This is a genomic window from Flavobacterium magnum (assembly GCF_003055625.1).
Classification (GTDB): domain Bacteria; phylum Bacteroidota; class Bacteroidia; order Flavobacteriales; family Flavobacteriaceae; genus Flavobacterium; species Flavobacterium magnum.
Genome location: NZ_CP028811.1, coordinates 1,757,449 through 1,769,747 on the forward strand (window position 1 = coordinate 1,757,449; position 12,299 = coordinate 1,769,747).

6 protein-coding genes are annotated in these 12,299 nt (G+C 49.8%); 3 read left to right on the top strand and 3 right to left on the bottom strand.

Annotated features, from left to right (window positions below; all coding sequences use genetic code 11):
* Positions 1-10: 10 nt before the first annotated feature.
* From HYN48_RS07215 to HYN48_RS07225, 3 genes are read right to left on the bottom strand one after another with little or no spacing between them, the layout of a single operon-like run.
* Positions 11-850, bottom strand: a complete 840-nt coding sequence (locus tag HYN48_RS07215) for a sensor histidine kinase (protein WP_245945932.1) — start codon at positions 848-850, stop codon at positions 11-13.
* Positions 802-1,446 carry a hypothetical protein gene (locus HYN48_RS07220; protein WP_108370467.1) on the bottom strand — a complete coding sequence of 215 codons (645 nt, stop codon included), beginning with the start codon at positions 1,444-1,446 and terminating at the stop codon, positions 802-804. Before HYN48_RS07220 ends, HYN48_RS07215 begins: the two co-directional genes overlap by 49 nt.
* Before the next feature lie 3 nt (positions 1,447-1,449).
* Complete coding sequence (locus HYN48_RS07225; protein WP_108370468.1) at positions 1,450-1,767, bottom strand: hypothetical protein; 318 nt, start codon at positions 1,765-1,767, stop codon at positions 1,450-1,452.
* 244 nt (positions 1,768-2,011) lie between these two features.
* On the opposite strand from HYN48_RS07225, the gene HYN48_RS07230 reads away from it, so the two are divergent.
* From HYN48_RS07230 to HYN48_RS07240, 3 genes are all read left to right on the top strand, one after another.
* Positions 2,012-7,648, top strand: coding sequence for an Ig-like domain-containing protein (locus tag HYN48_RS07230; protein ID WP_146171741.1), 5,637 nt, complete (start codon positions 2,012-2,014; stop codon positions 7,646-7,648).
* A gap of 198 nt (positions 7,649-7,846) precedes the next feature.
* Positions 7,847-8,917: an SIR2 family protein gene (locus HYN48_RS07235; protein WP_108370470.1), complete on the top strand. Its 1,071-nt coding sequence runs from the start codon at positions 7,847-7,849 to the stop codon at positions 8,915-8,917.
* A gap of 1 nt (position 8,918) precedes the next feature.
* Positions 8,919-12,281: an nSTAND1 domain-containing NTPase gene (locus HYN48_RS07240; protein WP_108370471.1), complete on the top strand. Its 3,363-nt coding sequence runs from the start codon at positions 8,919-8,921 to the stop codon at positions 12,279-12,281.
* Positions 12,282-12,299 lie beyond the last annotated feature (18 nt).

Here is a 12,299-nt window from a genome sequence, read left to right on the forward strand (position 1 = left end):
AAAAATGTTTTTAGAATGTGAATGTAACCTGCACGCCACGATTGACGGCACTGTCAAAGGTAAGATTACCGTTAAGAATCGCAATACGGCTTTCGATATTTTTCATGCCGAGTCCTTTCTTGTTCTTCATTTCCGACGGGTCGAAGCCTTTACCATTATCGGTGTAAGCACACAGGCGCTTTCCGTCCACCTCATCCAATACGATGTGGATTGTCGTCGCCTTGCCATGGCGGAAAGAATTGTTAAGCAATTCCTGTAGGATCCGGAAAACCTGCAGGTGCGTTTCTTCCTCAGCCATATTGAAAGGTGGCAGTTTGTTCATAAAATGGATCTCAGCCTGCCTGGCGCTCTTGAACTCGTGACACAATTCCTCGATGGCCGCATGAAGCCCGAATTTCTCCAATACCGGAGGCAGGAGATCGTGGGCAATCCGCCGGGAATTTTCAAGCGCCTTGCCTGTCAGTTCGATAATGTGACCCGTAATCTCGGCAAGTTCATTTTCAGAAAGTCCCGAAGCGGTGAGCAGGTGTGTATTGAGCGACACGATATTGAGCTTTGAGCTGATGTCGTCATGCAGGTCCTGGGCAATCCGCTTGCGTTCTTCTTCCTGGGTGATGATCGTGGCTTTGAGCAGATCCTTCTGGTGGCTGATCTGCAAATCGCGTTTTTCCAATTCGTGCTGCACGATCTTTTTTCTTGAAAAGTGGTAAAACAGGACGAGCACTGTCGCCATCAGCAGGAACGCGGCACAGGTGTAGATGATTACGACGAGTAGGTCATTTTCCTGTATCGTATTGGTATTCATGAAATGTCCTTGGTATTGGGGCCGCCTGAAAAGCTCTTTTTCCATTCTACGAAAATGAACGCCTGGTACACGATGTACAGGAAGGCGTTGAGCGTCCAGGTGATGGTGTTCATTTTTGAAGTCAGGTTTGATACCAGGTTGCCCGCGAGGAACAATACGGTGCTGCCGAAGAGGTAGACCAGTATCCCCGAATTGAGATAATAGAACGCCTTGGCCTTGTTCAGTAAATTATAGAAATGAAAAGTAGAATAGATGATGAGCAGGAATGAGGTAATAAAGATTTCAAACAGGTTGAACCTGAAAAAAAGTCCCGGATTCATCGCGTATTGTATGGTTAAAGCCGTTAAACCTGTTACCAATCCCATTTTTACTATTTTTTTCTGCAACGGCTCCTTAAGCAGGATGTTGTAGAAAATGCTCAGCGCGATGAATTGCGCGATAAAATAAAAATGGGACAGGTAGAGGTTATGAATTTTTAGGAAACTGAGAATGTATGATGAAATCTGGATCAGGAATATTACAGCCAGATACAAGGTGAAAATTCTGTAAGCTGGATTTTTGAATTGCGGAACTTTATATGCAAATAAGGCCAAATTTATCAGCAATACCACATAACCCATCAATGCCAGAATTTCACCCATAATTTATCTTTCAAAATACAAAGGACTGGCTACATCGCAGGTATTAGGACAAGGCATCGTAAAATCATAAACGTACAATCCTTTACTGTAATCGATCAGGTCTTTGCCATTCTTGTCTACTCCGACGAGCATCATTTTTGATACGCCATTGGCGTCAATGCCCATGTAGGCGCGTACATCCTGTACGTCAGCTTCTTCCATCAATTGTGTAATGTCGGCCTCAGGTATCAGGTAAGCCTTTACAGGGCTGATGCCGCTGGTTACCCATGCATGTGCCCATTCCTGGGCAGTTTCTAGAGGAATTACGTTTTCGCTTGTCATAAATAAGGTTTTTAGGGATTAGAAATTAATAACTGGGCTAAAGCTAATGATTAATATCGAAAATCATCAGCCGGAGGTCAAAAACAGGTATTTCTACGTGGTTTTCAATCAGGTGTTTTTACGCAATATATAATGGAGTGGCTTGGTTACATTTGCGTATCTGCGAATATTGGCACGACTGATGATGTTTGAAGCTTCTATTTTCCGATAAAGTTCGCGATAGGATAAACCAACTGCTTAAATTATGAGAAAAATTTTACAATTATTATTTGGATTGGCGCTGATGGGGATCAGCATCGACGCCATGGGACAGACGCTTCAGCCGGGAGACATCGTAGTTATCGGTATCGGGGCAGATACGGGTAATCCTGCGCCGAATACCAAGACCGAATTCAGCTGGGTGCCATTGGTAAACCTCAACGCCGGTACACAGTTTTACTTTACAGATGCCGGCTGGAATACCCTTTCCAACGAATTTATGGCCACAGGCCTTACCGACGAGATCCTGCTGCGCTACACCGTGCCATCTGGAGGTATTCTTGCGGGGACGGTGCAGACCGTGTCCGAAGCCGGTACCAGTGCCGATTATACCGTTCTTTCCGGTACAAAATGCGGTAGCGATACCGATGGAAAGCTCTCCCTGCCGAATGCCGGTGACGAAATCATCGTGTTCCGATCGACAGCAACCGTAGATGCAAACTTTCCCGGTACGAACTTTACGGCAATTTTCGCCTGCACCTCTTCCACAACGGATTGGAACTCGCTGAATACTAATACCGCAAGTACCGCTGCGGCTTTCAAAGACAATTATTCTAACCTGCCTCCGGGATTGACCAACGGTACCAATGCGGTGGCCGTGGGGATTGGCCCCGGCGTAAGTGATGAAGCCGATAATGCGCGTTATGAAGGCAACACCTCAGGCTCGCGGGCAGTATTGCTCAGCAGGGTCTGTACCCTTTCCAATTGGAAGCGATATGATGTAGGTGGTGACCTGCCGGATTTTAGCGGAACCACACCTGTGTTGGGATGGACTGCCAATGGTGTGAGCAACTTCTCGGTTTCCGGTGCCGACATCACACCACCGGTCGTGCAGTCAATCGCGCTGACCGCTGCAGGCGCAAATTCAGCGTCGGTGACCTATACCATCACTTTTAATGAAACCGCAAACAACGTGTCAGCCGATGACTTCCAGCTAACCGTCACGGGAACAGGGGTCACCGGCGTAATCGGCACGCCATCCTCTTCTTCAGGCACTTCAATGACGATTGCCGTCAGTAATATTACGGGCACCGGAACATTGAGGCTCGACCTCAAATCCAATACCAATATCACTGACGCCACAGGCAATGGGTTTAATACCAATGGCTATGTGGCTGCCTTTACCTCAGGAGGGGTACAGACGGTAGACCGCGATGCGCCGTCGCTTTCGATTACTTCGAGCGCCGCAGCGTCAACGAACCTGAATCCCATCCCGATTACGTTTACGTTCAGCGAAAGTGTTACGGGTTTTGATGCTTCAGATGTGGTCGTAACCGGTGGAAGCATTGGAAGTGTTTCAGGAAGCGGTAACTTGTATACCGCCAATCTGACGCCATCAGCTGACGGCACAGTGACTGTAAATGTCGCCGCCGCAAAAGCCACTGACGGCGCAGGAAACGGGAACACCGCAGCAGCACAGCTTTCCCGCGTTTCTGACAGGACGGCACCGACCATAACGTCAATGAACTATTCAGTGGGCAGCCCGACAAACAGCAGCTCATTCACCCTTACAATTAATTTCAGCGAATCGGTGACGGGCTTCGCAACAACCGATATTTCAATGACCAATGCGTCCCTTTCGAACCTGGCAGGCAGCGGTTCCTCTTACACCGTAACGGTAACGCCCACGGCTGATGGCACCATAACCGCAAACATTCCTGCCAACGGGGTTTTTGATGCGGCACTGAATGGCAATACAGCCGCTTCACCGGCGAGCGTGACGGTCGACAGGGCCCAGCCTACGGTATCGATCTCTTCACCCCAGGGCAATCCGACAAACGCCAGCCCGATTACAGTTTCATTTACTTTTAATGAGAGCGTTTCGAATTTCGTAAATGGCGACATTTCGGTCACCAATGGATCACTGTCTGGATTTACGGGCAGCGGGACGAGCTACTCCGTATTCGTTTCGCCAACCGCTGACGGACCCGTTACGGTGAGCCTTTCATCGGGAGTAGCCAATGATTCCGCCGGTAACGGAAACGTCGCGTCGTCGGTTTTCAGCATCACTTCTGACAGGACCGGCCCGACGGTAAGCATTTCTTCGGGTACTGCCAGTATCACCAACGCGTCAAGTATCCCTGTCACTGTAACCTTCAATGAAAGTGTTACCGGATTCGTGCAGACAGACCTGTCCCTCGGCAATGGCTCGGTAAACAGCTTCAGCGGAAGTGGAACGACATACACTTTTAACGTGGTGCCCACTTCAAATGGTACTGTCACCATAAACATTGCGGCAGGTGTTGCCACGGACGCGGCCGGCAACGGCAATTCGGTTGCGTCGCAATTCAGCAGGACTTACGATAATGTCCCTCCGGCGTTCCAGACTCCGGGCCCACCTCCGGGAATTACCAATACGAGTCCATATGTCGAGAATATTACACTTACGGAATCAGTGGCTGATTTTACCAGCGCAGACATACAGGTGACAAATGGTACCGTTACCAATTTTTCAGGAAGCGGCACCTCTTACGCAGTGACAATTGCTCCGACGTCAAACGGAACGGTGGTCGTAAGCGTGCCGGCAGGAGCCTTTCATGATGCTGCAGGCAATGCCAATACCGCTACGCTGAGCCGCAATACCTTATATGACAACGTACAGCCTACAGTGTCCATTACTTCGGGCGCATCAAACCCGACCAATGCTAACATTCCGGTTACAGTAACATTCAGTGAATCGGTTAGTAACTTCGTACAGGGCGATGTCACCGTCGGAAATGGCTCAGTCACTTCCTTCAGCGGAAGCGGCACTACCTATACTTTTACGGTTGTGCCCTCGTCAAATGGCACGGTAACCGTTGACGTGGCTGCCGGTGTAGCAACCGACCAGGCTTCGAACCTCAATACGGCGGCAGCACAATTGAGCCGTGTTTTCGACAACGTGCAGCCTTCCGTCAACCTCAGCTCTTCAACACCTAGCCCCACCAATTCCAACAATATCAGTGTCACAGTCACTTTCAGTGAATCGGTTTCCAACTTCATAGCGGCAGATGTCGCCATCAGTAATGGGTCGGTGAACTCCTTTAGCGGAAGCGGCACCACTTATACTTTTAATATCGTGCCTGCATCGAACGGAACGGTAACTGCAGGCATCTCTTCAGGGGTAGCGAACGACGCGGCAGGAAATACCAATACGGCAGCGACACCGTTGACCTGGATTTATGACAATGTGCAGCCAACTGTCGCAATCACCGCGCCTGGAACCCCAAATCCAACCAGTGCCAATAACTTCCAGATTACTGTTACGTTCAGTGAAAGCGTTGCTGGTTTTACCTCTGGGGAAATAGTGGTCGGAAATGGTGTATTGTCAAATTTCTCAGGAAGCGGAACCACGTATACGGCAACTGTTACGCCCACAGCCGATGGTACCGTTACAGTGAATGTAAGCGGGGGGGTTGCGAATGATACAGCAGGAAATACGAACACCGCGGCAGGACAATACAGTGTGGTTTCCGACAGGAATGGCCCGGGCATCACCATCAGCTCGTCGGCAACGAATCCTTCTAACCTGGCTACAATTCCTTTAACTTTTACGTTTACCGAACCGGTGACAGGTTTCACCTTTTCGGATATCTTCACTTCGGGAGGTACGCTTTCCGCTTTTTCAGGAAGCGGAACAACATATACTGCTAATTTGTCGCCTGCAGTCGACGGTACGATTAACGTATTTGTTTTTGCCGGTGTGGCAAACGACAGTGCCGGGAATGGCAATTCCGTCGGGACATTCGCAATAACGTCTGACAGGACAAGGCCAACGGTATCGATTACATCGGCTCAATCAACGCCAACGAGCGCCAATCCGATAGTAATCAACATCAACTTCAGTGAATCGGTCGTGAATTTTGTACAGTCCGACATCACCGCAACGGGTGGTACGCTGTCCAATTTTTCGGGAAGTGGATCGTCTTACAGCGTCAACCTCACTCCTTCAGGCAATGGAAATAAAACCGTCAACGTGGCCGCGAATGTCGCCACTGACGCCGCCGGAAACAATAATTTTGCTGCATCCCAGTTCTCCATTTTCTACGTCACGGCCTGTTCGCAGCCTACAGTCTGGAACGGTCTGTTCTGGAGTAACGGCAATCCGGTTCCCACACAACCTGCGGTAATCAATGGAGATTATGTGTCGGCCGATGTCAATCCGGGCGGTTTTTCCGCCTGCAGCCTGATTGTCGGGACGGGATTCAATGCAGTCATCAGCCCTGGTGACAACCTGACGATTACCGGCAATGTTACGGTACAGGCAGGCGCCACCCTCACTTTCGAAAACAATGCGAACCTGATCCAAAGCGGCTCAGTAACTACAGGGAACTCAGGAAACATTACGATTAAAAGGAATGCCACTATGGTCCGCCAGGATTATGTATATTGGTCATCGCCCGTTACAGGACAAAATCTGCTGGCTTTTTCACCGGCAACTCTGCCGACCCGTTTTTATGAAATCAGCGAAACGACCAACGCGTTCGTCTATGTTAACCCGGCGACCAATACCTTCCAGGCAGCAAAAGGTTATGCCATCCGTGCTCCTGATAACTATACCCCGAATGTACCGACTGCATTTCAAGGGGTGTTTACCGGCGTGCCGCGCAAAGGCGATATCTCTATTCCCGTGACGCACAACAACCAGGGATACAACCTGATAGGCAATCCATACCCTTCGCCAATCAATGCAGATGCATTCCTCGCAGCAAATCCTAATATAGGTACGATTTATTTTTGGGCGCATTTGCAGCAAAGCGCACCGAGTGGTGCCAACTACGCTTCTTACAACGCCACGGGCGCTGCCGCCGCTTCCAACACAGTGCCCGTGAGCCCATTGCCAAATGGCACGATACAGACAGGACAAGGGTTTATGGCCCTGGCGGACGCTCCGGGAACTGCCGTCTTTACCAACAGCATGCGCGTCAACAACACTGACGACCAATTTTATCGCACTGCAGCTGACGGGCAGAGAAGCCGTATCTGGCTCAACCTTTCCTCGTCGCTGGGTTCCGTCAACCAAATGCTCGTGGGTTATGTTCCTGAAGCTACCGATAATTTTGACCTGCGTTTTGACGGAAAGCTCGCTGAATTACAGGGCACGAAACTGTATAGCCTGATTAACGGAAGCGAATATGTGATTCAGGGAAGAGCCCTGCCTTTTGCCGACACCGACGTGGTGCCATTAGGATTCAAGACAGACGCTGACGGAACCTACAAAATTTCACTAGACCACACAGACGGTTTATTTGATGATTCGCAGGATGTTTTCCTTAAAGACAATCTTACGGGGACTGTCCACAACATCAAATTGGCCGACTACGCCTTCGCGGCAACCGCCGGAACGTACCACAACCGTTTTGAGATCGTGTACCAAAACAGTCCGCTCAGTTCCGACGCCCCTTTGTTGGAGACTGATCGCGTGGTCCTGTTCAGGGAGCAGGGCGTCCTGAACATCGATGCCGGAAACGTACTCATTGATCACGTGAAGGTGTTTGATACCCGAGGCAGGATGATTTACGAAAAGCACCAGGTCAACGCTGACGCCGTGGCCCTTACCGACCTCAATGCCGCGCAGGAAGTCTTGTTGGTGCAGATTACAGCTGCTGACGGCAGGACAATAACCAAAAAGGCAATTAATTAATTTCAAAACCAAATAGACCAGCAACCACGAAGAAGACTCCCGCACTTGCGGGAGTTTTTGTTACAAGCAGATTGCCACCAGATCAAATTTCACGTAAAAATACGCGGTTCAGGAAAATCGAAAATACCTACATTTGGAAAAATGCTGATTGTGAAACGGTTACAGTTGCATTAACCCTAAACCCACCCCACGCAATAGATGGATGCTAAAGACTTGTACCAGTCACTGAGCGCTGACAATAAAAGACAGCTGCAACAGCTTGCCGCGGAAATCTGCGAAAAATACGACCGTGGTGACAAAGCGGGACAATACAAGGGAAGGGTGGTGCTTTTCCTGGGTGCGGCGGTGAATTACCATTTGTCCCGTCCCGGTTTCGAAGGTATTTACGGCAAGGATGACCGGCCGCCGTTGGGCAACGAGTTGAACAATTATTTTATCGATGCCCTTTTCGCAGCCGACACCACAACGGAACGCAGCGATTACATGAAACAGGAGCGGCTCCCGCTGAGTTGGGTCAGCCAGTACTACCAGGAGACTTTCAGTCGGGAAGCCATGGTCGACAAGCTCGCGCACGCCATCGACAATAAACGAACGTCGCCAATCCTCAATGCGTTGGCTGAAATGCCTTTTAAATATATCGTTTCCACGAATTATGACCACCTTTTCGAGACGGCATTGGACCGCGCCATAGCCAACGGTTACAAGAAAGGTTATAAAAAGGGTGTTTACAAGCCGAACCGCGGAGATGCATCAGAATATACCGAGGATTTCGGGCCGGATATTTCGGCAGAGATGCCTTTCCTTTACAAATTGCATGGTGACATCCGCGATCCGTTCAATGAAGACGGCGATTACCTGCCGGAAAAAGATGCGATAGTCCTGACCGATGAGGATTATCTGCATTTTATCCTGAGGATGAGCCAGGTGAGCAGCAATATGGAACGCGGCCTGACTGACCAGCGGCTCGATTTATACCCGATACCGCAATCGATCAACAATGCGTTCAGCGGGCTAAACCGCAACACGTTCCTGTTTGTCGGTTATAGCCTCAGGGATTACAACCTGCGGCTGATATTCAAGACGGCCCTTTGGAAGAAAAATGTAGACATCTTCCGCGCGCTGCAGAAATGGTCCATTGATATGAAACCGGACGAAGTGATCAAGAACATTTACATCCGTGATTATAAATTCAGTTTCATTGAAGACGATATCTGGTCAACCGTCCCATACCTCTACAAGGAAATGTTCGGAAAAGAAATGCCGCTTTGATATGGATATAACGAAAGCTCATACTGACAGCGAAGCACCGCAACCTTTCCGCGGCATCAAGCCGTTCCGGTATTCGGACCGCGATATTTTTGCCGGACGCAATTGGGAAAAGGAACAATTGCTCAACTTAGTGTCACTGTATCGCGGCATATTGCTCTTCGGCCAAAGTGGTTTCGGAAAGTCATCGCTGATCAATGCGGCACTCGCCCCCAAGTTGCTTGAATATGATTATTCACCCGAAGTCATGCGCGTCTCGCCATCATACAACGGCACCTTTATCATTTACAGGATTAAAGAGCAGGAAGATCAGCAGGTGTACCTTCCCTCCATTTTTGACGATCTGAATTCCGACAATAAACCGCAGATCAGCGTGTCGTTTGCGGCATTCCGCGAACGCGTTCTGAGCCTTCGGCCCAAAGGTGCTGCCGATGAGACCGACACTGCGACCAAACCACCCTTGCGGCTGACCCTCGTAGACGAGATCCATTACAGCGAAGCATTGGCTGACGATGCCTCGCCGATCCCGGTTTTTATTTTTGATCAGTTTGAGGAACTCATCACGCTGTTTGAGGAAATGGGTGGCACCACGACTGACGGCGAACTCACACCGGCCGATCGCAGGAAATTCCAGAAGGACATCATCGAGCTTTTTCGGGAAGTTTACTACAACCGTTCCCTGCGTATGAAGTTTATCTTTGTGTTCCGCGAAGATTACCTGGCTAAATTCTCCCGGCTGTTCATGGCCATCCCCGATCTTAAGGACCATACCCTGCGCATCAAATCGATTCCCTGCCAGGACATTCATCAGATTGTGGCCTGCCCGTTTACGGGTGAAAACCTGGGCAGGTTCCCGAATCCTTTTACGGAGTCTTTTATGGTCGCGCTGGAAGCCAAACTGAATGCCCATTTTGATGACGACTATGCCGTACTGACCGATGTGCAGATTGTCTGCGAATTCCTCTACGACCTTCCCCCGCAGGAGCGTATGGCTTTCCTGGAACACACTTCCATAAAGGATATCATCAGACAGTCTTACGAGAATGCACTGTCCCGTCTGCCCGCTGCTGACCGGACCGTGGCTACCGAAATATTGCAAATCCTCGTGCTCAACGAAAATACACGGAATATCTTCCACAAACATGCCATCAGCGAAGCACTGATAGAGCAGGGGCTTTCCGTGAACAATCTCAACCTCATCCTGGACAGGCTCGAACACGAAACCCGATTGGTGCGCAGTGAGCGGCGGTCGGGCGGCGTGTACTATGAGATCAACAGCGAATCAATCATCCCGACGCTCAATAAAATGAAGGTCGTCCGCGAACAGTCGCTGCTTGCCGAAGGCCTTCGCACGAAAAATAAAAAGCGTACGGTCGTATTGGTCATGCTATTGGTACTGGCTTTTACGTCTTTTGGTTTTTGGTACCAGCACCGTCAATCCCAGGACAACAGGGCGCAACTGTATATGATTGCGGCCAAAAATGCGGCCAACCCGACGCTGGCTTACCTGATTGCCAAGGACGCGTTTGCGCATCCGCCCGACATCCTGCGCAATTACTTAAACGGGTTCGAGAACAGGCCGCCTGATTTTTACCTGACCGGCATGTTTGCAGACGGCTATGGCAAAGTGGGTTACGACAACAAAGGCCGGATTAATGTCGTGCAAAGGGATGCCGTGCTGTATTATGGTCCGAAAGGGATTATTTTCGAAAAGCAGCGTTTTAAGGATATTGACTATGTGTATTTTGCTTTTCCGGAGAGTGGCTTGCTCGTAGGCAGGCCGGTGGATGGCGGCGGAATTTGTCTGGTCGACATGGAAACCGGGCGGGCCACGCGATATGCCGCTGCTCCGGGCCACGGCCCATCAAACAGCATGGCGCCGGACCGGAACTCGTTCATTCTGGCCGGTAACCTGTATCATGTTGGCACCGCACAGCCTGTCGACTCTTTGACCGCCTTCGGGCAAAAGTTGCACAAGGCCGTTTTTTCCCGTGACGGTAAATCCATCATCGGGCAGACGCAATACGGTGACTTTTACCGGTTCAGCAGTAACGGTAAGATGGAAGGTTTTATTGGCAACACCGGAAATGGTTTTACCGATTTTTGCATCGCCCCTGACGGCCACAGCCTGTATGTGGTGGGTAAAGACAACAAGCCCGGGAAATTTCCGATTCCTGCCAGACTCCCAAAAGGACATCAAAGCAGCTCCAAAACACATGCCGATTACTACACCGCTTATTACGATGCCGATGAGTATGGGAACGTGGGCGAGCGCATTGCGATATCCCCAGACGGCAAGCATTTTTTGATAGCCCACAGCAATGAAGTCGAATTGTCTGACGGCAATGGCAACATGCGCACCCTGATTACTTCCGAAAGCCGGATTACCAATGCGATTTTCTCTCCTGATGGGAAAAATATACTGGCTTCCACATTATCAGGGAAGGTCTACATCTGGAAGAAAGGCGAGATTTCAGCTTTGTACAGGTCCAAAGAATTGCAGATTTACAGTCCGTTGGACTATGCCAAAACCGGGCTTACTGATTACACTGCGGAGAAGGTATATGGAAATCCGGACAGCAGCATTGAGCTTTTAAGACAAATCCTGACCTACAGCATGGCGCTCCCGAATGTAAACGAGCATCCCGGCGATAAGGATTACGACAACCTGATCAGGACAGCACTACGCGATATATCGCGCATGTATAAGAAGCTCATGGTTAAAAAAAGACTCAGCAAATTGTCAAAACTCCAAAGGCGACAGGCCATGCTGAAGTATGCGCGCTTTGAGATAGACTCGATCAGTCTCTCAAGTACCGATAACGACAGCATCATGCGCATCAAGGGCCTTTTAATCACCCAGCACCTCAGGGAAAAGGCATTTGACGACGAGCAGTCGGATAAGGAAATCATTCTCGACCTGGCACAGGGATACAAGCTGGTTGCCAAGAACCTCGTCCCGGACTACGCAAAGGCCGCGAGGATACTCAAAAATGGAATTTCAAAAATAGAGAAAGCCATTGTGGGCACCCCTTATGACGCAGCCATCAGGCATGAGCTGTCGCCGCTGTACGATACGCTGTCGCATTACAGTATCTATTCGGGACACTATGAAGACGCGGTAGTCTTTGCCCGTAAGGGACTTTATTACGACAACACAAACAAATGGATCAATGCCAATCTGGCGATGGGGCTGCTGCTGCAGGATCATTACACGGAGGCCCGGAAGATTTACACCACCAACCCTGACCTTAAGGCGTACTTCATCGAAGATATCAAAGCGTGGGAAAAAGCGAAAATCGTCCAGCCCGGAACCGCATCACATAACGAAGTGCTGAAAATTAAGGAAATACTGAGAAAATTGTAGGGCTGTGAGGCAGAAAAC

Excerpts from the sequence above, each read along its gene's own strand:
- HYN48_RS07215 (WP_245945932.1), bottom strand. The coding sequence starts at position 850 with ATGGAAAAAGAGCTTTTCAGGCGGCCCCAATACCAAGGACATTTCATG.
- HYN48_RS07220 (WP_108370467.1), bottom strand. The coding sequence starts at position 1,446 with ATGGGTGAAATTCTGGCATTGATGGGTTATGTGGTATTGCTGATAAAT.
- HYN48_RS07225 (WP_108370468.1), bottom strand. The coding sequence starts at position 1,767 with ATGACAAGCGAAAACGTAATTCCTCTAGAAACTGCCCAGGAATGGGCA.
- HYN48_RS07230 (WP_146171741.1), top strand. The coding sequence starts at position 2,012 with ATGAGAAAAATTTTACAATTATTATTTGGATTGGCGCTGATGGGGATC.
- HYN48_RS07235 (WP_108370470.1), top strand. The coding sequence starts at position 7,847 with ATGGATGCTAAAGACTTGTACCAGTCACTGAGCGCTGACAATAAAAGA.
- HYN48_RS07240 (WP_108370471.1), top strand. The coding sequence starts at position 8,919 with ATGGATATAACGAAAGCTCATACTGACAGCGAAGCACCGCAACCTTTC.